Raw genomic sequence first — 19,760 nt, 5'->3', positions numbered from 1 at the left:
AACTTTCGTGGCCGGTCGGGGACGTTCCGGCGGGGCACACGGCCGTGCCGGGAAACGCAAGGCCGGGCTTTCGCGTTTTGACATACTTCCACAGCCGGCCTCGAAGACCCCGTTGCGGGTCCGGTGGCCGTTCCCGTCGCTCAAGACGTCAACCCCGAATCGCAAGCGCGTCCGGGACGCGCGCCATCCTCCGGGTATGTCGATGCACCGTTTTGCCGAAGCCCTCTTTCAGCAGTTGCTCCGTGCGTTTCCGCCCGAACGGGCCTATGCCCGGGTGGATTTCGAACGTGCGCCGATGCCGACGCTCGTAGCCCATTTCCTGGTGCAGACGTTACAGCGGCGTTTCGAACTCGAGATGGAACAGCTCCGCACGGTGCGGTCGCCCTGGTTCGATTACGACCATCCGGCCGTGCAGGAGGCCTATGGCAGGCTGGCGGAAGCGTTACGGGAACACGCCCGGATCCCGCAGGCGGAGTGGGAGCGCACGCTGCGGCAGGCCGTGCACCGGGTGACCTCCTACCTCGTGCATCCGACCGGCACCCTCATTGCGTTCGTCTTCAATGACGAAGAAGGGCCCCTGCCCGCTCACATCGTCTACCGGCGCCTCGGCTATTTTGCCGCCTACCCCTACCTGCGCGCCGCCGTGGAGGCTTACTTCGAACGCAAGGGGGCGGTGGACATCACACGCACCCGCTTTGCCGAACTGCTCCACCGGGTCGACCAGCAGATGACCTCGGATTACAACGCGGACCAGTGGCTGACGCTGCTCGAGCCGCTCCTGCGCATGACGGGCCGCCGGACGCCGGACGGGCTGGAGGTGCCGGTGGAAGTGTTACAGCCCTTCTTCGAGGAGAAGGGCGCCGCCGCCATCGCCGCACGGCTGGAGGCGCTGGTCCGGGAGGGCGTCGAGCACGTCGACGAGGCGACGCTGCACCGCCTCATTGCGTCGGAGGCGAAGCAGAAGGCGGCCGGGCCGGAGCCTCCCCCGGCTCCCGGACCTGCCGGGACGGCCGGGGCAAAGGAGCCGGCCCCGGGCGACGAAGAGGTCGTGCCGCTGTGGAAAAGGTTCATGCCGGCCCCGGAAGGCACGCCGGCCCCCGGCGCCGGCCCGCCCCCCGGGACGCCCGACCCGGAGGCCGTCCCGCTGTGGATGCGCTTTCGCACCAACCTCGACGCCGGCGGAGCCGACCTGACGGCCATCGAGAAGGCCATCCTCGGCGAAGACGCCCACCTGGAACGGGAACGTTTCATCAACCATCTCTTCTCCGGCTCGGCAGAGGCGTACGAGCAGGTGCTGCGGCGCCTCTATGCCGCGCCGACCTGGACGCAGGCCTCGCAGATCATCGCCCGGGACGTGTTCAAGGCCCATCAGGTCAACATCTACAGCCCCCCCGCCATCGCCTTCACCAATGCCGTGGAAGCCCGCTACCGGGGCGGTGAGCGCGATTGAGGCCGCCCTTCTGTTTGTCCGCCGCGGGCGTTAGATTGCTCCCGCCCGGCAGCCGCTCCGGCGGCCCGGTTCGCCGTTCTTCGCACCGATCCCGCATGCCTTCATGAAGCCGACGAATCCGCTCCTCGCCGACCTCGAACGTCGCCGGGCCGAGGCCCTCCAGGGCGGCGGCGAAAAACGCATCGCCCGGCAGCACGAAAAAGGCAAGCTCACGGCCCGCGAGCGCCTCGACGTGCTCCTCGACGAAGGCTCGTTCCAGGAACTGGGCATGTTCGTGCGCCACCAGTGCCGCGACTTCGACCTGGACCAGAACCGGCCCTACGGCGACGGGGTCGTCACCGGCTACGGTACCATCCACGGCCGCCTCGTCTACGTCTTCAGCCAGGACTTCACCGTCTTCGGCGGCTCGCTCGGGCAGGCGCACGCCTCCAAGATCGTCAAGATCATGAAGCTGGCCATGGAGAACGGCGCGCCGATCATCGGGCTGAACGACTCCGGCGGCGCCCGCATCCAGGAGGGCGTCGTCTCCCTCGGCGGCTATGCGGACATCTTCCTGCTCAACACGCTCGCCTCGGGGCTCGTCCCGCAGATCTCCGCCATCATGGGGCCGTGTGCGGGCGGGGCCGTCTACAGCCCCGCCATCACGGATTTCGTCTTCATGGTCAAGAACACCAGCTACATGTTCGTCACCGGCCCCAACGTGGTCAAGACGGTGACGCAGGAAGACGTGACGTTCGAGGAACTCGGCGGGGCGGACACGCACGCCTCCAAGAGCGGCGTGGCCCACATGGCCTGCGCCAACGACGTGGATTGCCTCCTGAAAATCCGGGAGCTCATGCACTACATCCCCTCGAACTGTGAGGACACGCCCCCGTTCGTGCCCACCGGCGACCCCGCCGGCCGCGCCGACCCGGAGCTGGACACGATCGTCCCGGAGAACCCGAACAAGCCGTACGACATGCGCGAGGTCATCACCCGCATCGTCGACGACGGCCGCTTCTTCGAGATCCACGCCGACTATGCCCCCAACCTGATCGTCGGCTTCGCCCACCTGGGCGGTCGCTCGGTCGGCATCGTGGCCAACAACCCGGCCGTGCTGGCCGGCGTGCTGGACCTGAACACCTCCATCAAGGGCGCCCGCTTTGTGCGCTTCTGCGACGCGTTCAACATCCCGCTCATCGTCTTCGAAGACGTGCCCGGCTTCCTGCCCGGCACCGACCAGGAGTGGCGCGGCATCATCCGGCACGGGGCCAAGCTGCTCTACGCCTTCTGCGAGGCCACCGTCCCGAAGATCACCGTCATCACGCGGAAAGCCTACGGCGGGGCCTACGACGTGATGAACTCGAAGCACATCCGCGGCGACCTGAACTTCGCCTGGCCCACGGCCGAGATCGCCGTGATGGGACCCAAAGGGGCCGTCGAGATCATCTATCGCCGGCAGATCGAAACCGCCGACGACCCGGACGCCGCCGCCGAGCGGTTCATCGCGGAGTACCGGGAAAAGTTTGCCAACCCGTACGTGGCGGCCGAATACGGCTACATCGACGACGTGATCGAGCCGCGCACGACGCGGCAGCGGCTCATCCGGGGACTGGGGATGCTCAGAAACAAGGTCGTCCACAACCCCCGGAAGAAGCATGGCAACATCCCGCTGTGACGGCCGGCCGGGGCAAGATGGAAGACGGCCGGGCCGGAGCTGCGAACTGCGAATTTTTCAGGATCTTCCACACTTTCGCGGGGCCTGCTTAACCGGTGCGGATCCGGCCCGATACCCTCTTCGGACCGGTCCGGGCCCCGAACCGGAAGGCAAGGCCGGGACATGGTCTTGTAAATGAGGATCAAAGTTACTATCGTGGAGCCCGAAAGCCCCGTGCAGGTAAGGTATCGCTTTAACTGACCTCAGCACCTATTGTCGTCCGTTTCCGTTCATTCACCCGAGAGAGAGATCCTGTGCGCCGACTGCTGCTTCTCGTCTTGCTGGTAGGCTTGTCCAGTGCCCTGTTTGTGCCGGCATCGGGCCAGCCGACGTCTCAGGTTGCCCCTGGCTCCGATCAGCGGGCCAGCGTGTTGCCCCCCGATCCCGTCGCCTCTTCCTTCATCTCCCATCCGATGCTCTTCGCGCTTTCGGACACCCTGTCCGAGGCCCAGATCTTGCACCGGCTCGCACGGATCTACGGGTACCAGTCGGATCTGCTGCGGGCCCAGGCCGAAGGCGACCTCGAGCGGACCGAGTCGCTGCTCTCGACGGCCATGACCGAACTGGCCGCGCTGTTGCGGCATCCCGGCATTCTGGAACGCCCGCGCTTTCAGGAGCTCTACCGCACGCTCGTGGCCGAGTATGAGCGGTACTACGGTCCCACGGACACGCTGACCCTGCCCTACGGCAGCATCTTCGAGCTCCGTGCCGAGGTGTTCGCCCTGCTCAACGAGCTGGACGAGCCGCTCCTGGAAGACGTTGTCATCCCGAACCTGCGCCCGATCGAGGCCGTCATTCCGATGACGATGAACCGGCTCGTCGAATCCTCCATCGCCTACCTGCGCCGGGAGCCGGACCGGCACATCCACCAGTGGCTCAGCCGGGCCGAGACGTATTTCCCGATGATCGAACAGATCCTGGCCGAAGAAGGCGTGCCCGACGAGTTGAAATACCTGGCGATGATCGAGAGCGGGCTCAACCCGCGGGCGCGGAGCTGGGCGCAGGCCGTGGGCATGTGGCAGTTCATCGCGGCCACCGGGCGCGCCTACGGCCTCCACGTCGATGCCTGGGTGGATGAGCGGATGGACCCGGAGAAGGCCACCCGGGCCGCCGCCCGCCACCTGCGCGACCTCTACCGGGAGTACGGCGACTGGCACATTGCGCTGGCCGCCTACAACTGTAGCCCGCGCTGCATCAGACGGGCCATGCGGCAGGCCGAGGAACGGACCGGGCGAAAACCCACCTTCTGGGACATGTACCCCTACCTGCCTCGCGAGACGCGCAACTACGTGCCGATGTTCATCGCGACGGCCCTCATGGCCTCCAACCCGGATGCGTTCGGGCTGAAACCGGCACAACCGGGCCCGCGCTATGCCTATCACTACGTGCCGGTGCAGGGCGCCATCCGCCTGAGTACCCTGGCCGAGCTGGCCGGCACCGACGTCAACCTGCTGCGGGCCCTCAACCCGGAACTGCGCCGCAACAGCCTGCCCCCCTCGACCGAGCCCTACTACCTCCGCCTTCCCCTCGGCACGTACGAGCGCTTCGCCGAAGGCTACAAAAACCTGCCGGAGGATGCCTTCCTGACGGCCGGGGAATACGTGGTCCGCCGCGGCGACACGCTCGGCAAGATCGCCGCCCAGTATGGCACGAGCGTGCGCCAGCTCATGGCGGACAATGGCCTGAAGACCACGCGCATCCACATCGGGCAACGCCTGGTGGTGCCGGTGCCGCAGTACCAGAGCGACCTGCCCCGGCCGGAACTGGCCGAGGCGGACGTCGTGACGGTCGACTACGGCACGTATGCGCTTCGCCCCCTCACAACCGCCAGCGGAACCCTCGCCCGGGCAACGACCTCCCGGCCGGTGCAGACCACGCCCATCGTGAAGACCAGCGCACCGGCCCCTGCACCCGCACGCGAAAAAAGCGTCGAGGAGAAACCCGCTGGCCCGACGCGCATCGTCTACACCGTGCGCCGGGGGGACACCCTCATCGAAATCGCGGACCGGTACAACGTCTGGGTGGCCGACCTGAAGCGGTGGAACAACCTGCGCGGCAACACCATCCGCGTCGGCCAGCGGCTGTCGATCTACACGGCCAACCCGCCGGCGGACGAGCCCGAGCCCGACAGGCCGGAGAAGATCACCTACCGCGTGCGCAGCGGCGACACCCTGAGCGAAATCGCCGCCCGGTATGGCGTCTCGATACGCCAGCTCCAGCAATGGAACGACCTGCGCGGCACCCGCATTCGCACCGGCCAGCGCCTGACCATCTACCCCGGCGGCTCCGGCCCGGTGACCCACCGCGTCCAGCGCGGCGACACGCTCGACGAGATCGCCCGCCGCTACGGCGTCTCCATCAGCGACCTGAAGCAGTGGAACAACCTGCGCGGCAGCACCATCTATCCCGGCCAGGAACTGACCGTGCAGCGCTGAACGCAGCGCTTGCCAATACAGGAAAGCCTGCCACCCACGCGGAAGGCAGGCTTTCCTTTTTGCGGGAAAAGGACCGGGCCGTTCAGGCGGCGACGGCCTCTTCGTGCTCGATCCGGGTGCCGAGCACCTTGAGGAACTGCGCCAGCCAGGCGGGATGGGCGGGCCAGGCCGGAGCCGTCACCAGGTGGCCGTCGGTCACGGCCTGATCGACGGGGATGTCGGCGTAGGTGCCGCCGGCGCGCGTCACGTCCGGGCCGACGGCGGGGTAGGCCGAGCAGCGCTTGCCCTGGAGCACGCCGGCGGCGGCCAGCACCTGCGCGCCGTGGCAGATGGCCGCGATGGGCTTGCCCGCCCGGTCGAAGTGGCGGACGATCTCCAGCACCCGGTCGTTCAGGCGGATGTACTCGGGCGCCCGCCCGCCGGGGATCACGAGCGCGTCATACGCCCGCTCGTCGATCTCGTCGAAGGTGGCATTGAGCGTGAAGTTGTGGCCCCGCTTCTCGGTGTACGTCTGGTCGCCCTCGAAGTCGTGCACGGCCGTCTTCACCGTCTCACCGGCCTTCTTCCCGGGGCAGACCGCGTGCACCGTGTGGCCCACCATCTGCAGCGCCTGGAACGGCACCATCACTTCGTAATCCTCTACGAAGTCGCCCACGAGCATGAGAATCTTTTTGGCCATGGCAGTACCTCCCTGTTGGTTTGGGTGAGCGTGAAAGGGTGACGAGTGTGTAGTGCGTAGTGCGTAATGCGTAGTGCGTAGTGCGTAAAGATTCTGTTCTACGCACTACGAAATACGCACTACGAAATACGCACTATGAGGCACACACCACATCCGTAAAAACGAATCCTTCGCGGGTGACGGTGGTTCCCGTGCGGACGGGAATCGGGGCGGCGAACATGGGGCCTTCGCAGGCGAAGGTGTGGAACTCGCCCCGCTCGCCGCAGGGGTCCACGGTGGCGGGGAGGGCATCGAGGAGGGCGTGGTCGTACCGGCGGCCGGCGAAGGCGGGGTCGAGGGCGCGGGGGTCGACGCAGGTGAGCACGGCCCGCAGGCCCGCGTCCACCATGGTGCGGGCGAGGCGGTCGGTGGGCTCGCCCCAGAGGGGGAAGAGGAGGTCCAGGCCGGTGCCGTCGAAGAGGGCTTCGCGGTAGGCCCGCACGTCCTCGAGGAACAGGTCGCCGAAGGCCATGTGGGTGACGCCGAGGGGACGGATGTGCTCGACGAAGGCGCGGACGGCGGCCTCGTAGTCGGCGTTGGTGCAGGGGTGGGGGATCGGGACGATGTGGAGCGGCAGCCCGGCGGCGCGCGCCTGCGCCTCGACGAGCTCGCGGCGGACGCCGTGCATCGCCACGCGGTCGAAGGCGCGGTTCACGGTGGTGACGAGCCCGGAGACGGTCACGTCGGGCCGGCGGCGGAGCACGTGCAACGCCCACGCGCTGTCCTTACCGCTGCTCCACCACAACAGGGTGTTCTTCGGGGTCATGGCAGACGGAGGCGTACGGATCGCGGACGGTGGATTATGGGCCACGAAGGCACAGAGGCACGAAGAGGTTCCGGTCTGCCCGATGGTTTCGGCCGGTGAGGAAGCGAGTGATTCTGGCGTTCACACGAGGGCATCGAGCGTGACGCGTCCGTTTGGGGGAGAAACACGGGCCGGAGGACGACGTGAAAAGAGCCGCCCCCATTCATTCTTGCGTGGCCATGAGACCGACGCTTCGTGCCGCCCTCGAAGAGGCCCGTCAGGCGCTGGTGGACCTGTACGGGGATCGGCTGGTTCATGTCATTTTATACGGTTCGCAGGCCCGGGGCGAGGCTCACCCCGCCAGCGACGTGGATCTGCTGGCCGTGCTTCGCGGAGCGGTGGAGCCGGTGCGTGAACTCAAGCGGTTGGCTCCCCTGCAGGTGCGGCTGCTCACCCGGTACGGCGAGGATGTCTCGATCCAGCCGTTCGACGTAGCTGCCTTTGAGGATCCGGGGCACCCCCTGATGCAGGCCGTCCGGCAAGAGGGCATTGAGCTATGACGGAGCGGCATCACAGGGCGCTTTGTCAGGGCGTGATGCCGGTTTATCGTGGCAGACGGAGGCATACGGATCGGGGACGGAGGATTATGGGCCACGAAGGCACAGAGGCACGAAGAGGTTCCATCCTGCCCGATGGTTTCGGCCGGTGAGGAAGCGGGTGATCCCGGCGTTCACACGGGGGCATCGAGCGTGACGCGCAGGCGGCCGGCGTCGTCGGGGTGCACCCGGAGGTCGGCCAGGCGGCGGGCCACGGCGTCGGCATGGGGAAAGGCGCCGGGCGGATGGGTGGTGGTGAGGGCGAGCGCGGTCATGCCGGCGGCCTTCGCGGCGTCGATGCCGGCGGGGGCGTCTTCGAGGACGAGGCAGCGGCCGGGGGCCACGCCGAGGGCTTCGGCGGCGCGGAGGTAGGGCTCCGGGTCGGGCTTGCCGCGCCGCACGTCGTCCGCTGTCACCAGCACCCGGGGCCAGGGCAGGCCCGTGTGGCGCAGGCGCGTGGTGGCCGTGAGGCGGTTGCCCGAGGTGACCACGGCCCAGGCGCCTGCGGGGAGGGCGCGGAGCAGCTCCGCCGCGCCCGCGAAGGCCCGCACGCCGTCGGTGTCCAGCCCCTCCTCGCGGGCGAGCCGCGCCGCCTCGACTTCGGCGTTCAGGTGGGGGGCGTGCCGCCGGATGAGGTCCACCATGCGCCGGCCGTGGAAGTCGCGCAGGAGCGCCTCCTCATCGACCCCGTGCCGGGCGGCCCACCGCCGCCAGTGCCGCTCGATGACCGCGTGCGAATCCACCAGCACCCCGTCGAGGTCGAACAGGAGGGCGTCACAGGTCCAGGCGGGCATGGGCAACAACGGGCAGGGGGGGACGGACGTCGTTCGTACCCGGCGGCGGGGAAAAGGTGCCGGGGGGTGATTGGGTGGATGTGTGGATGTATGGATGTGTGGATGTATGGTTGGGTGGATGTGTGGTTGGATGGATGTGTGGACGTGGGGAGGATGCAACGTCCTCGCCGCCGGGCGTGGGAGAAGTTGCTCAGGCCGCCTTCTTGCGGATGGCACCCGCCGGGCCTACCCCGGAGCCGAAACATCTCGTACCTTCCCTTTTTCCGAAACCAACCGCCCGAGCCGATGTACCGCGCCCTCTGCAGGCTGTGCCTGCTGGTCCTGATGGTGCCCGCCTGCCGCCCGCCCGCCGACCCGAACGACGCCATGAACGAGATCGCCGAAGCCTACGTGAAGCTGGTGCTGGCCGTGGGGCAGCACGACGACGCCTATGTGGATGCGTACTATGGCCCCGCCGCCTGGCGCGAGGAGGCCGAGGCCGCCGTCCGCCCGCTCGACGCGCTGGCAGCCGAGGCCGAGGCCCTGCAGGCCCGCCTGGGGGCCGTCGACGTGGAGGGGGCCGACGAGATGCTCCGCCTGCGCCACCGCTACCTGACCACCCAGCTCCGGGCCGTCGCCGCCCGCGTGGACATGCTGCGCGGCCGGACGTTCACGTTCGACGAGGAGGCGAAGGCCCTCTACGACGCCGCGCCCCCCACCTACCCCGAAAGCCACTTCCAGGCCATCCTCGACGAGCTCGACGGCCTCCTCCCCGGCGACGGCCCGCTCACCGAGCGCTACGCCCGCTTCCGCGCGGCCTTCATCATCCCGCCCGAACGGCTGGACACGGTCTTCACCACGGCCATCGCCGAGGCGCGGCGCCGCACGAAGGCCCACATCGCCCTGCCCCCGCAGGAGCGCTTCGTGCTCGAGTACGTGACGGACAAGCCCTGGAGCGGGTACAACTGGTACCAGGGCGACGCCCACAGCCTCATCCAGATCAACACCGACCTGCCCATCTACATCGACCGCGCCATCGACCTGGCGGCGCACGAGGGCTACCCGGGGCACCACGTCTACAACGCCCTGCTCGAGCAGCACCTCGTCCGCGAGCGGGGGTGGATGGAGTTCTCCGTCTACCCACTCTTCAGCCCGCAGTCGCTCATCGCCGAGGGGAGCGCCAACTACGGCATCGACGTGGCCTTCCCGGGTGAGGAGCGGCTGGCCTTCGAGCGCGACGTGCTCTACCCGCTGGCCGGCCTCGACCCGTCCCGGGCCGCCGACTATGCCGCCGTGCAGGAACGCGTGGCCCGGCTCAGCTACGCCGGCAACGAGGCCGCCCGCCGCTACCTCAACGGCGAGATCGACGCCGACGCGGCCGCCCGCTTCCTGACGACCTACGCCCTCATGACCCCCGAGCGGGCCCGCCAGCGCGTCCGCTTCATCGACACGTACCGGAGCTACGTCATCAACTACAACCTGGGGCAGGACCTCGTCCGCGCCTACGTGGAGGCCCGCGCCGGCGGCGACCCGGACCGCCGGTGGGCCGTCTTCGCCGAGCTGCTGTCTTCGCCCCGCCTGCCCTCGGATCTGACCGCTCCCGAAGGGTGAGGCGCGGGAGCCGCGGGCTTTACCCCGGGCGTGCCGGCGGTGGTAGTGGCGCACCCGTGAAGGATGCGGCTACCGGGTTGTAGCCTGTAGCCGCGGGCTTTAGCCCGGGCGTACCGGCGATGGTTGAGGCGCACCCGTGAAGGGTGCGGCTACCGGGTTGTAGCCTGTAGCCGCGGGCTTCGGCCCGGGCGTGCCGTCGGTGGTTGGGGCGCACCCGTGAAGGGAGCCGCGGGGGGCGCGCGTGAAACCTCCGCGAAACGACGCGGGGGAAACTTGAGGTTTTCAACGGCGTAGCTTATGCTTCGACACTTTTTCCGGAAGAACCACGCCTGACGATAAACGCCGAAGGGGACCATGAAAAAGGACCTGCATCCCGAATACAAGCTGATCACCGTGCGCCTGGCCGACGGCACCACGTTCCAGACCCGCTCGACGTTGAAGACGGACACCTACGTCTCCGAGGTGGATTCGACGAACCACCCGTTCTACACCGGCCGCCGGCAGTACGTGGACACGGCGGGTCGCGTCGAGAAGTTCATGCGGCGCTACGGCAAAAAGTCGTGACGCGCTCCGAAACGGTTTCAGCGAGGGCGATGCGCTGCGGCGGGTCGCCCTTTTTGCATGTCTATTCGGAAGGGGTCTGTTCTCCCGGCACTGCCTCGAGGTAGCCGGCCGAGGTGCCCCACCGGGTAAGCAGGTGCTTCACGGCCCGGTGCGGGCTGAGGAAGAAGTGATCCCGGCCGATGAGCACGTCCAGGCCGGTGCGGGTGATGACGTCCATCACCGGGCCTTTGACGCCGGCCAGGTAGAGTTCGAGGCCGCGTGCCTGCAGGGTTTCCGCCACCGAGCGCAGCACGGACGCGGCGGTCAGGTCGAGGTCGTTGACGCTGCTGGCGTCGAGGACGATGGCCCGGATGCGTTCGTCTTTCTCGCTGCGTGCGAGGATCAGGTCGCGCAGGTATTCGGCGTTGGCGAAGGAGAAGGAGGCGTCGATGCGCAGGAGGAGGATGCCCGCGATGGGCCGGGCGTCGGGATGCCGCTGGAGGTCGCGGAAGGAGCGGGTGCCGGGCAGGTGTCCGAGTTCGGCCACGTTGGGGCGGCTGATGCGGTACATGACGGCGGCCACCGAGGCCCCCACCCCGATGAGCACGCCTTCCTGGATGCCGATGAACAGGGTGGCCAGGAACGTCAGCACGGCGATGTAGCCGTCGATGCGTTTGGCGCGGAAGAGAAAGCGCAGCTCGTTCACGTCGATCAAGCCGAGGGCGGCCACCATGATGATGGCGGCGAAGATGGGGATGGGGAGGTAGAAGAAGAGCGGGGTCAGGAAGAGGAGGGTGAGGGCGATGACGAGCGCGGCCACGGCGTTCGCCAGGGCCGTCCGGGTCCCGGCGTGGGCCCCCACGGCGGTGCGTGAGAAACTGCCTGAGACCGGCGGGCTCCGGAAGAAGCTCCCGCCCAGGTTGGCCAGCCCGAGCGCGACCAGTTCCCGGTTGGGCCGGATCGTGTAGCGGTGTTTCGCGGCGAAGACCTTGCCCAGCGAGACGACGTTCATGAATTGCACCAGCGCCAGCGTGACGGCCGTCGGCAGCAGCAGCCGGGCGGCGGTCAGGTCGAAGGAGGGGACCTGAAAGCCGGGCAGGCCCGTGGGGATGGCGCCGACCACCTCGACGCCGTTCCGGTCGAGACGGAGGCCCCAGGCGAGCAGCGTGCCGAGGACCACGGCCACGAGCGGTCCGGGGACGGCCGGCAGCCGCCGCTGGAGCAAGACGATCACCAGGACGGCACCGGCACCCAGGCCCAGCGTGGGCATATGCCAGTCGGCCAGGTGCCGGAGGGCAGCCCAGAGCAGCGTGTGGAGGTGCTGGGACGACGGCAGGGACACCCCGAGCAGGTTGCCGAGCTGGCTGCAGGCGATGATGAGGGCCGCCGCTGCGGTGAAGCCGGTGATGACGGGCCGGGAAAGCAGGTTCACGAGGAAGCCCAGCCGGGCGATCCCCATCAGGAGCTGCAAGGTGCCCACCATCGCCGCCAGCAGGATCGCCAGCTCGACGTAGCGCGGTGAGCCGGGCGCGACGATCAGGCCCAGCCCCGCCGCCACGATCAGCATGTCGATGGCGATGGGACCAAAGGCCAGGTGCCGGGACGTGCCGAAGATCGGATAGATGAGCAGCGGGACGAAAGAGGCATAGAGACCGTAGATCGGCGGCAGGCCGGCCAGCAGGGCGTAGGCCATCCCCTGTGGAACCAGCATCACCCCGACCGTCAAACCGGCCACCAGATCACCCCGGAGGTCCTCCCGCCCGTATCCGGGAAGCCATGTGAGGCAGAAGAGATACTTCTTCAGGTTCAGAGACGACATGTCGCTTCGGCCGGGCGCATCCCGTCGGAACGGCGCTTCCCGGAACAACCCGGCCCGTCGCGGAGCGGGGGAACGGGGGTACCGGATCGCGGCGGACCCGGCACCCCCGTCACCGGATACGGGTCATGCCTGCCTGGGGGCCCAGGAGGTACAGTAGCCGTTCGGCGAGATGGGACCCTTGATGAGGGTACAGCCGCCACAGGCCGCGCCGGGCTCCGGCTCGATCCAGAGCGCGCAGTTCGAGCACACCTTGCCTTCGACGGGCGATTCGTCCACGTACTGCAGGCTCTGGCGCATCTGCTGGCTCTGCGCCCGGTCTGCTTCCGAGAGGCCGGAGAGGTCGTTGCAGCCGGCTGTGGCCGTGGCGGGCGTTTCGGCGGCTCCGGTTTCGCCACCGGGCTGTTGCTGCCCGCCGCCACAGGCCGCCAGCAGGCTGCCGGAGCCGGCCGTGAGAGCGCCCAGCGCCGAGAGGCGCAGCAGAAAGTCGCGCCGGTTCAGGGATTTTTCAGACATTGTCGTACCGCGTGTTTGGTGGGAAGAACATGCTTCCGGGTGCCTGCGTGGGAAAGGCACCCGGAGGAAGTATAATTATCCCCGCGCACTTTTTCTGCTCCCTGCACGGCCGGACCGGCCAATTTTGCGGCCCGCTGCCGTGTACCGGCGGGGCCGTGATCCGGGCACTTTTCGTTCAACCGGTCAGCTGTCCGATGTTCTGGTACAGGATCCAGAGTCCCATCCCGACGAGGAAGACGGCGAAGCCGCGCTGGAGCCGGTTCTGCGGGATACGGGTGCCGAGCCAGTTGCCGGCGAACGAGCCGGCGATGCCGACGGCGGCGAAGAGGCCGACGACCTCCCAGTTGACCGACAGGCCGGAAGCCGCCAGCACGTCCAGGTATTTCAGGTAGCCGGCCACGCTCTTGAGGGCGATGATGACCAGGCTGGTCCCCACGGCCCGACGCATGTCGAGCCCGCCCAGCAGCACGAGCGCCGGGACGATCAGGAAGCCGCCGCCGACGCCGACGAGGCCGGTCAGGATGCCCACACCGATGCCTTCGAGCATGATCTTCCAGGCGGCGTGCGTGGCCTGGATGCCTGCCGCGGCCAGGGGCGGGGCCGCCGTGGGCCGGCTGTGCCGGTACATCAGCACGGCGGCCAGCAGCATCACCGCGGCGAAGAGGACGAGCTGCACGGCCCCGGAGACGTACTGCGAGAGCCACGCCCCACCGTACGTGCCGGCGATGCCCGGCACGCCGAAGAAGAGGACGCTACGCCAGTCGACCGCACGCTGCCGGGCGTAGGGCAGGGCGCCCGCGGCCGCGATGGCCGCCACGATGCCCAGGCTCTCGGCGATGGCGACCTTGTCCGGCTCGCCGACGAGGTAGATGAGGACGGGCACCGTCAGGATGCTGCCGCCCGAGCCCAGCAGGCCCAGCGACAACCCGATCAGCACGGCGCCGATGATGGCAATCCACATATTTTCTAGGCACACGGAAAGCCCACACCGGCCGCCAGCGTGGCGATCCGGCCGCGGCTCCCGCGCCGCATTGAGGTTCAGGGAAACGGGGACAGCGCCGGCCGACCGGCCCGCCGGCGCCCCGGAAGGCTCAGGCGACGGCGTGGATTTCGCCGCCCTCGGCAACGTCGTGCCGGGCGGCCCAGTCGTCGAACTTGCCGTTGACGTAGATCACGTCGTGCCCGAGGCGGGCCAGCAGCGCCGCGGCCACGGCCGAGCGCCCGCCGGTCTTGCAGTGCACGGCCAGCGTCTTGCCCGCCGGCACCTCATCGCGGCGCACCCACAGGCGCGTGTGCGCGATGTTGTAGGCGTCGGGCACGTGCGCCGCCTGGAACTCGGCCTGTCCGCGCACGTCCAGGATCGCCACGTCGTCCCGCTTCCTCAGCGCGTCGAGGGCGTCGAAGGAAACCTCTTCGATGGAGGCCAGCTCGCCCCCCTGCTCGGCGTAGGTCGCCAGCAGTGCCGGCGGCGCGTAGCCGGCAATGTGGTCCAGCCCGATGCGGACGAGGTCGCGGACGGCCTGCTCCACATGCTCCTCTTCGATGATCAGGTAGATCGGCATGTCTTCCTCCACGTACGAGCCGGCGACGGTGTTGAACGTCTTGTTGAACGGCGTGTAGAGGCTGCCCGGGAGGTGGCCCTTCATGAAGGCGGAGCGGTCGATGCGCGTGTCGAGGACGGCCACGTCGGTGTTACCAGCCAGCCGCCGCAGCTCGCCCAGGGTGAGCAGGCGCGGGTTGGGGAGCGAGCCCAGCACCTTCGGCCCGAGCTTGTTGTCGCGCTTCATCCGGGCGAAGTACATCGGGGGTTCGGGCTGCCCTTCGAGGATGAAGTCGACGAACGGCTGCTCACCATCCTTCGCGGCGCGGATGGCGGCGTTGAAGCGGCGCTCGTAGCCGACGGTCGTTTCGGGGACGGCGCCCAGGGCCTTGCCGCAGGCGCTCCCGGCGCCGTGGGCCGGCCACACCTGCAGGTAGTCGTCCAGCTCCAGGAAGCGCTGCACCGAGCGGTAGAGCGTGCGGGCCGAGGGCTCCATCGCCCCCTGGATGCCGGCGGCGGACTCGAGCAGGTCGGGGCGGCCCAGATCGCCCACGAACACGAAGTCGCCGGTGACGATGCCCATGGGCGCGTCCGCCCCGCCGCCCAGGTCGGTGACGAGGAAGCTCAGGTGCTCGGGCGTGTGCCCCGGCGTGTGGACGGCCTTCAGCTCGATGTTGCCCACGCGGAACGTGTCGCCGTCTCTGAGCAGCTGGTAGTCGTATTTGTCGCTGTGGATGAGCCACTCGTACTTCCAGTCGGCGTCGCCCTCGTCCGAGGCGTAGACCTTCACCCCGCGCTCGGCAAACTCGCGCAGGCCCGAGAGGTAGTCCGCGTGGATGTGGGTGTCGGCGGCGGCCACGATCTCGAGCCCCTCCTGCTCGGCCAGCGCGATGTACTGGTCGATGTCCCGTTCGGGGTCGATGACGATGGCTTCCCCGGTCTTCTGGCAGCCGATCAGGTAGGCGTACTGAGCCAGCTTCTCGTCGAAAATCTGTCGGAATAACATGGCCGGACCTCTTGTTGACGATTGGTTGCGTTTTTCGAAAGGTCAGTGGGGCAGGCGGGGGCGCAGGGCGGCGTAGGCCCAGGTGCCCAGCACGGCGCTGAGGATGGCCACGGTCATCACCAGCACGCCGTTGCCCACCAGCGCGAAGAGGGGCCCGGGGCAGGCGCCCGTCAGGGCCCAGCCCAGGCCAAAGAGGATGCCGCCGATCCCGTACCGGTAACCCTTGCCCAGCTCTTTCGGCGGGATGTAGATGTCCTCGCCTTCGAGGCTCCGGATCCGGTACTTCTTGATCAGGGCCACCGAGATCGCCGCCACCACGACGGCGGCCCCGATGATGCCGTACATGTGGAAGCTCTGGAAGCGGAACATCTCCTGGATGCGGAACCACGAGATGACTTCGCTCTTGGTCAGCACCACCCCGAAGTAGACGCCGAGGAGCAGGTACCAGAGCAGCCCCACGCGGCGCTTCGGCGTCTCCTCACCGGCCGCGCCTTCCGGGATGATGGTGGTTTCTTCGACGGTGTAGTTCATGGCTCGGTCGGGTTTACAGGATGAGGGGCAGCAGCAGGTGGGTGGCGATGAGCCCGCCGATGAAGAAGCCGATGACGGCGATCAGGGAGGGCAGCTGCAGGTCGGCCAGCCCGCTGATGGCATGGCCCGACGTGCACCCGCCGGCGTAGCGTGCACCGAAGCCGACCAGGAAGCCGCCGACGACGATCAGGATGAAGCCCGGCACCGTCAACAGGCCGGACCAGCTGAAGACCTGCGACGGCACCAGCCCGGAGAAGTCCCGGATGCCGAGTGCGGCCAGGTCCGCCCGCGTCGCCTCCGAGATGGCGATGGGGTCCGGGTGGTAGAGCAGCGTGTGGGCGAGAAAGCCGCCCAGCACGATCCCGGCGGCGAAGGTCAGGTTCCAGAGCCCGGACCGCTTCCAGTCGTACCGGAAGAAGTCGAGCTTGCCGGGCAGCGTGGCGGCGCAGAGGTGCCGCAGGTTGGCCGAGATGCCGAACTGCTTGCCGCCGAGCAGCAGCAGGGCCGGCACGATCAGCCCGATCAGCGGGCCGGCCACGTACCAGGGCCAGGGTTGCGAGAGTGTTTCCAGCATGGCACTGCCTCATCAGGTTGTATTTCCCTGTAATGACAGGGTGTTGTCGAAGTTCTGTTAATTCCTGTTTGGTAATATGGTTCCCGGCTGAAAAGCACCGGATTTTTCTTGTTCAAAACTTCATGCGGAGGTTTCTGATGATAGATTGATGTCGTTTTTAGGATGGGGTGAACGGCCGGGTTATTCGATTGCGGCTTTTCGGGATCTTCGTGGGTATTTTAGAATATTACTATCCGGTTGTTCTATGTGCGAAGCAACAGGGGTAGATCCTTCTGCTTACCTATATCCCGGAAAATGATGAGGAAAGCAATGGTGCCGGAGTCGTTACTGGAGCGGGCCGCTCGCCGGTTCAAGCTGCTGGGCGAGCCGGTGCGGCTCCAGCTGTTGAACCTGCTCCAGCAGCACGGCGAGATGACGGTGCAGGCCCTGATGGAGGCGACGGGGCAGAAACAGGCCAACGTGAGCAAGCACCTGGGCCTGATGGCGAAGGAGGGCCTGCTCACCCGGCGTAAGGAAGGGCTGAACGTCTATTACAGCATTGCCGACCCGACCCTTTCGGCCCTGTGCACGCTCGTCTGCGGGCAACTCCGGCAGGAGGCCTTCGAGGCGGCCGGGGAAGGGTAGGGTCGTCCGGTCGGGGTGTGCCGGCCGCCGGAACGGGGTCAGTCCGTTGCCGGTCGCTCGCCGAGGCGGAGGTCCCGGGCGCGGAGTTGAAGGGTGGTGCGGCCGTTCCACCGGTTTTCCTCTATGGAGAAGGCCAGTTCGAGGGGAAGGCCTTCGCGGAGGCTCCGTTCGACGGTGGGCAGGTGGCGGTGCAGTTTGAAGCCGATCACGGGCATGACGGGGTGGCTCCCGTCACCGCCGGTGCGTTGCCGGACGGCGAACTTGAGATGGGTGCTGTCGGCGCCTACGGTCCGTGGGTGACCGGCGACGGCGAGGTCGCGCGCGTGGAAGACGGGGGTGTCGTTGCCCGGTCCAAAGGGGGCGAACTGCTTGAGGACGGCCCAGAAGCGGGCGTCGATGTCGGCCAGGCTCAGGGGGGCGTCGAGGGCGAGGGTGGGCAGCAGCATCTCCGGGGTGACGACGGCGCGGACGGCCTCGTCGAAACGCTCGCGGAAGGCCGGCAGGTTGGCCTCTTCCAGGGCGAGCCCGGCGGCATAGTCGTGCCCGCCGTACGTTGCGAGGAGGTCTGCGCAGGCGGTGAGGGCTTCGAAGACGTTGACGCCTTCGATCGAGCGGGCGGAGCCTTTGACCAGGCCGTCGACGGTGCTGAGCATGATGGTGGGCCGGTAGAACCGCTCGACGATGCGGCTGGCCACGATGCCGATGACGCCCAGGTGCCATCCGGGATGGTGCAGCACGAGGGTATGGCGGGTGCGGGCGCTGAGCTGGCGTTCGGCCATGTGGGCGGCCTCGCGTACGGTCTCGGCGTCGAGGCTGCGCCGCTGCTGGTTGAGGGCGTCGAGCCGGTGGGCGTATTCGAGCGCGCGGGCCGGGTCTTCGCAGAGCAGCAACTCCACGGCCAGGGCGGCGTCGCTGAGACGGCCGGCGGCGTTGATGCGGGGCCCCAGGCCGAAGACGATCTTGCTCGTTGAGCAGGTATGCAGGTCGAGGCCGGCGGCTTCGGCCAGGGCGTGCAGGCCGGGGCGCGGGGCGGTGCGGAGGCGGGCCAGTCCCTCGCTCAGCAGGATGCGGTTCTCCCCGCCCACCGGCACGATGTCGCTCGCCGTGGCGACGGCCACGAGGTCGAGGTAGGCCAGTGCGGCTTCGGGCGCCTCGCCGAGCCGGGCCAGCACGGCCTGCACCAGCTTGAAGGTGACGCCGCATCCACACAGCTCTTTGAAGGGATAGGGGCAGTCCGGCCGCTTGGGGTCGAGCACGGCAACGGCCTCGGGCAGCCTGTCCTTCGTTGTGTGGTGGTCGCAGATGATCAGGTCCATGCCGCGGGCCCGTATGGCGGCGGCCTCCTCGACGGCCGTGACGCCGCAGTCGAGCGCGATGATGAGCGAGGCGCCAAAGCCGGCGGCGGCCTCGATGCCGGCCGGGCCGAGGCCGTAGCCGTCCCGAAAGCGGTTGGGAATGAAGAACTGCGCGGAAGCCCCCCGGCTGCGGAGGAAATGCATCAGCAGGGCCGTGGAGGTGGTGCCGTCGACGTCGTAGTCGCCGTAGACCAGGATGCGCTCGCCGCGGGTGAGGGCCGTCGCCACCCGGTCGGCCGCAGCCTCCATGTCCTGCATCAGAAAAGGATCGTGCAGGTCTTCACGCGAGGGACGAAAGAAGTGCCGGGCCGCCTCGAAGGTTTCGATGCCCCGCAGCACGAGCGCCCGCGCGAGCGCTTCCGGCAGGTTGTTGAGTTCACGTTGCAGTCGCGCCACGGCGTCCGGGTTCTCCACCGGGCGCAGCGCCCATCGATATTTCATGAACCTGCATTCGGGAAAAGACGAAACGTTCACGGGTAGAAGATACACGATACGCGCAAAAGAAACGCCCGGTTGTTTCCGGATCGCGGCGCCGTATTTTTGAAGGTCCTCCTCAATCCCTCGATCCCTTCCGAAGCGCATGAGGCTCGCCGTCCTCTCCGACGTGCACGACCACCTCTGGCACCTCGACGCCGCCCTGGAGGTGCTCGAAGAGGTGGAGGTGTTGATCTGCTGCGGGGATCTGTGTTCCCCCTTTGTCATGAAGCGCCTCGCCGACGGGTTTGCCGGCGAGATCCACGTGGTCTTCGGCAACAATGACGCCGACACCTTCCGGATCACCCGGATCGCCCAGTCCTACGGCGAGCGGGTGCGGCTCCACGGCGAGTTCGCCCGTCTGGAGCGCGGCGGCCGGCTCCTCGCCGTGCACCACTTCGACGACGTCGCCCGCGATCTGGCTGCCTCCGGCCGGTTCGACGTCGTGTGCTTCGGGCACAATCATGTGTGGGAGGTGAGCCGGGAGGTTGCCGGCGACCGCCGGGTGCTGTTGCTGAACCCGGGCCCGATCATGGGCGTCCGGTTCGACCGGGGGCGTCCCGTGCCCGTGCCCCCCACCTTTGCCGTATACGACACGGAGACCGGCAGCGTCGAGCGGTGGACGGTGGAAACGGGTGCGGCGAGCTGCCGGGCCGTGTCGCAAGGGGTGGTGTGAACGGCCGCCCGCGGGCACCGGACGTGCCGGTTGGCGAAGCGGGAGGGCGTGCGCTCCCCACCCGAGCGCCCGCCCTCCCGC

At 68.1% G+C, this 19,760-nt stretch carries 18 protein-coding genes; 8 read left to right on the top strand and 10 right to left on the bottom strand.

The genetic code is table 11. The annotated features are described in order from the left end of the window. Positions 1 to 202: 202 nt before the first annotated feature. The 3 genes from GQ464_RS07735 (at position 203) to GQ464_RS07725 (ending at position 5,581) form a co-directional block, all read left to right on the top strand. Positions 203 to 1,450: a hypothetical protein gene (locus GQ464_RS07735; protein ID WP_228350707.1), complete on the top strand. Its 1,248-nt coding sequence runs from the start codon at positions 203 to 205 to the stop codon at positions 1,448 to 1,450. A gap of 103 nt (positions 1,451 to 1,553) precedes the next feature. Next, entirely contained in the window at positions 1,554 to 3,107 is a 1,554-nt protein-coding gene (locus GQ464_RS07730; RefSeq protein ID WP_166979637.1) for an acyl-CoA carboxylase subunit beta, read from the top strand. Between the two features lie 452 nt (positions 3,108 to 3,559). Beyond that, positions 3,560 to 5,581: a lytic transglycosylase gene (locus GQ464_RS07725; RefSeq protein WP_228350706.1), complete on the top strand. Its 2,022-nt coding sequence runs from the start codon at positions 3,560 to 3,562 to the stop codon at positions 5,579 to 5,581. An 82-nt stretch (positions 5,582 to 5,663) separates the two neighbouring features. Here GQ464_RS07725 and GQ464_RS07720 read toward each other — a convergent pair whose 3' ends face one another. Both GQ464_RS07720 and GQ464_RS07715 read right to left on the bottom strand, forming a co-directional pair. Continuing rightward, entirely contained in the window at positions 5,664 to 6,260 is a 597-nt protein-coding gene (locus tag GQ464_RS07720; RefSeq protein WP_166979641.1) for a DJ-1/PfpI family protein, read from the bottom strand. Positions 6,261 to 6,393: 133 nt separating this feature from the next. Next, positions 6,394 to 7,065 (bottom strand): Dph6-related ATP pyrophosphatase, encoded by a 672-nt coding sequence (locus tag GQ464_RS07715; RefSeq protein WP_166979644.1) that lies wholly within the window; start codon positions 7,063 to 7,065, stop codon positions 6,394 to 6,396. 218 nt (positions 7,066 to 7,283) lie between these two features. Here GQ464_RS07715 and GQ464_RS07710 point away from each other — a divergent pair, with 218 nt between their 5' ends. After that, positions 7,284 to 7,604, top strand: coding sequence for a nucleotidyltransferase domain-containing protein (locus tag GQ464_RS07710; RefSeq protein WP_166979646.1), 321 nt, complete (start codon positions 7,284 to 7,286; stop codon positions 7,602 to 7,604). Between the two features lie 170 nt (positions 7,605 to 7,774). On the opposite strand, the gene GQ464_RS07705 is transcribed toward GQ464_RS07710, so the two are convergent. Continuing rightward, positions 7,775 to 8,434 carry an HAD-IA family hydrolase gene (locus GQ464_RS07705; protein ID WP_228350705.1) on the bottom strand — a complete coding sequence of 220 codons (660 nt, stop codon included), beginning with the start codon at positions 8,432 to 8,434 and terminating at the stop codon, positions 7,775 to 7,777. 285 nt (positions 8,435 to 8,719) lie between these two features. Between GQ464_RS07705 and GQ464_RS07700 the strand changes: the two genes are divergently transcribed. Next, on the top strand, positions 8,720 to 10,024 hold the full coding sequence (locus tag GQ464_RS07700; protein ID WP_166979949.1) for a hypothetical protein: 1,305 nt from the start codon (positions 8,720 to 8,722) through the stop codon (positions 10,022 to 10,024). 354 nt (positions 10,025 to 10,378) lie between these two features. Next, the gene (gene rpmE, locus GQ464_RS07695) at positions 10,379 to 10,588 is read left to right on the top strand and encodes a 50S ribosomal protein L31 (RefSeq protein ID WP_166979947.1); all 210 of its coding nucleotides are present in this window, start codon (positions 10,379 to 10,381) and stop codon (positions 10,586 to 10,588) included. Positions 10,589 to 10,649: 61 nt separating this feature from the next. Here rpmE and GQ464_RS07690 read toward each other — a convergent pair whose 3' ends face one another. The 6 genes from GQ464_RS07690 to GQ464_RS07665 form a co-directional block, all read right to left on the bottom strand. Then, complete coding sequence (locus GQ464_RS07690) at positions 10,650 to 12,386, bottom strand: SulP family inorganic anion transporter (protein WP_166979945.1); 1,737 nt, start codon at positions 12,384 to 12,386, stop codon at positions 10,650 to 10,652. 123 nt (positions 12,387 to 12,509) lie between these two features. Then, on the bottom strand, positions 12,510 to 12,899 hold the full coding sequence (locus GQ464_RS07685; RefSeq protein WP_166979943.1) for a high-potential iron-sulfur protein: 390 nt from the start codon (positions 12,897 to 12,899) through the stop codon (positions 12,510 to 12,512). Between the two features lie 175 nt (positions 12,900 to 13,074). Continuing rightward, positions 13,075 to 13,860: a sulfite exporter TauE/SafE family protein gene (locus tag GQ464_RS07680; protein WP_166979941.1), complete on the bottom strand. Its 786-nt coding sequence runs from the start codon at positions 13,858 to 13,860 to the stop codon at positions 13,075 to 13,077. Positions 13,861 to 13,990: 130 nt separating this feature from the next. Further along, positions 13,991 to 15,445, bottom strand: coding sequence for an MBL fold metallo-hydrolase (locus GQ464_RS07675; protein ID WP_166979939.1), 1,455 nt, complete (start codon positions 15,443 to 15,445; stop codon positions 13,991 to 13,993). Positions 15,446 to 15,487: 42 nt separating this feature from the next. Then, the gene (locus GQ464_RS07670) at positions 15,488 to 15,976 is read right to left on the bottom strand and encodes a DUF6691 family protein (RefSeq protein WP_166979937.1); all 489 of its coding nucleotides are present in this window, start codon (positions 15,974 to 15,976) and stop codon (positions 15,488 to 15,490) included. Positions 15,977 to 15,989: 13 nt separating this feature from the next. Continuing rightward, on the bottom strand, positions 15,990 to 16,550 hold the full coding sequence (locus GQ464_RS07665) for a YeeE/YedE family protein (protein ID WP_166979935.1): 561 nt from the start codon (positions 16,548 to 16,550) through the stop codon (positions 15,990 to 15,992). 294 nt (positions 16,551 to 16,844) lie between these two features. On the opposite strand from GQ464_RS07665, the gene GQ464_RS07660 reads away from it, so the two are divergent. Then, on the top strand, positions 16,845 to 17,174 hold the full coding sequence (locus GQ464_RS07660; RefSeq protein ID WP_279308428.1) for an ArsR/SmtB family transcription factor: 330 nt from the start codon (positions 16,845 to 16,847) through the stop codon (positions 17,172 to 17,174). 38 nt (positions 17,175 to 17,212) lie between these two features. On the opposite strand, the gene recJ is transcribed toward GQ464_RS07660, so the two are convergent. Further along, a complete protein-coding gene (gene recJ, locus GQ464_RS07655; protein WP_166979933.1) occupies positions 17,213 to 18,970 on the bottom strand; it encodes a single-stranded-DNA-specific exonuclease RecJ in 1,758 nt (585 codons plus the stop codon). Between the two features lie 139 nt (positions 18,971 to 19,109). On the opposite strand from recJ, the gene GQ464_RS07650 reads away from it, so the two are divergent. Next, positions 19,110 to 19,679: a metallophosphoesterase family protein gene (locus tag GQ464_RS07650; RefSeq protein ID WP_166979931.1), complete on the top strand. Its 570-nt coding sequence runs from the start codon at positions 19,110 to 19,112 to the stop codon at positions 19,677 to 19,679. Positions 19,680 to 19,760 lie beyond the last annotated feature (81 nt).

The sequence above is a fragment of the Rhodocaloribacter litoris genome, assembly GCF_011682235.2.
GTDB lineage: Bacteria > Bacteroidota > Rhodothermia > Rhodothermales > ISCAR-4553 > Rhodocaloribacter > Rhodocaloribacter litoris.
Note: the sequence above shows the minus strand (reverse complement) of the source record. Positions and strands in the feature narration are given on the sequence as shown.

What these genes read in the sequence shown, in the direction of transcription:
- GQ464_RS07735 (WP_228350707.1), top strand. Translation starts at nt 203, where the DNA reads ATGCACCGTTTTGCCGAAGCCCTCTTTCAGCAGTTGCTCCGTGCGTTT.
- GQ464_RS07730 (WP_166979637.1), top strand. Translation starts at nt 1,554, where the DNA reads ATGAAGCCGACGAATCCGCTCCTCGCCGACCTCGAACGTCGCCGGGCC.
- GQ464_RS07725 (WP_228350706.1), top strand. Translation starts at nt 3,560, where the DNA reads ATGCTCTTCGCGCTTTCGGACACCCTGTCCGAGGCCCAGATCTTGCAC.
- GQ464_RS07720 (WP_166979641.1), bottom strand. Translation starts at nt 6,260, where the DNA reads ATGGCCAAAAAGATTCTCATGCTCGTGGGCGACTTCGTAGAGGATTAC.
- GQ464_RS07715 (WP_166979644.1), bottom strand. Translation starts at nt 7,065, where the DNA reads ATGACCCCGAAGAACACCCTGTTGTGGTGGAGCAGCGGTAAGGACAGC.
- GQ464_RS07710 (WP_166979646.1), top strand. Translation starts at nt 7,284, where the DNA reads ATGAGACCGACGCTTCGTGCCGCCCTCGAAGAGGCCCGTCAGGCGCTG.
- GQ464_RS07705 (WP_228350705.1), bottom strand. Translation starts at nt 8,434, where the DNA reads ATGCCCGCCTGGACCTGTGACGCCCTCCTGTTCGACCTCGACGGGGTG.
- GQ464_RS07700 (WP_166979949.1), top strand. Translation starts at nt 8,720, where the DNA reads ATGTACCGCGCCCTCTGCAGGCTGTGCCTGCTGGTCCTGATGGTGCCC.
- rpmE (WP_166979947.1), top strand. Translation starts at nt 10,379, where the DNA reads ATGAAAAAGGACCTGCATCCCGAATACAAGCTGATCACCGTGCGCCTG.
- GQ464_RS07690 (WP_166979945.1), bottom strand. Translation starts at nt 12,386, where the DNA reads ATGTCGTCTCTGAACCTGAAGAAGTATCTCTTCTGCCTCACATGGCTT.
- GQ464_RS07685 (WP_166979943.1), bottom strand. Translation starts at nt 12,899, where the DNA reads ATGTCTGAAAAATCCCTGAACCGGCGCGACTTTCTGCTGCGCCTCTCG.
- GQ464_RS07680 (WP_166979941.1), bottom strand. Translation starts at nt 13,860, where the DNA reads ATGTGGATTGCCATCATCGGCGCCGTGCTGATCGGGTTGTCGCTGGGC.
- GQ464_RS07675 (WP_166979939.1), bottom strand. Translation starts at nt 15,445, where the DNA reads ATGTTATTCCGACAGATTTTCGACGAGAAGCTGGCTCAGTACGCCTAC.
- GQ464_RS07670 (WP_166979937.1), bottom strand. Translation starts at nt 15,976, where the DNA reads ATGAACTACACCGTCGAAGAAACCACCATCATCCCGGAAGGCGCGGCC.
- GQ464_RS07665 (WP_166979935.1), bottom strand. Translation starts at nt 16,550, where the DNA reads ATGCTGGAAACACTCTCGCAACCCTGGCCCTGGTACGTGGCCGGCCCG.
- GQ464_RS07660 (WP_279308428.1), top strand. Translation starts at nt 16,845, where the DNA reads ATGATGAGGAAAGCAATGGTGCCGGAGTCGTTACTGGAGCGGGCCGCT.
- recJ (WP_166979933.1), bottom strand. Translation starts at nt 18,970, where the DNA reads ATGAAATATCGATGGGCGCTGCGCCCGGTGGAGAACCCGGACGCCGTG.
- GQ464_RS07650 (WP_166979931.1), top strand. Translation starts at nt 19,110, where the DNA reads ATGAGGCTCGCCGTCCTCTCCGACGTGCACGACCACCTCTGGCACCTC.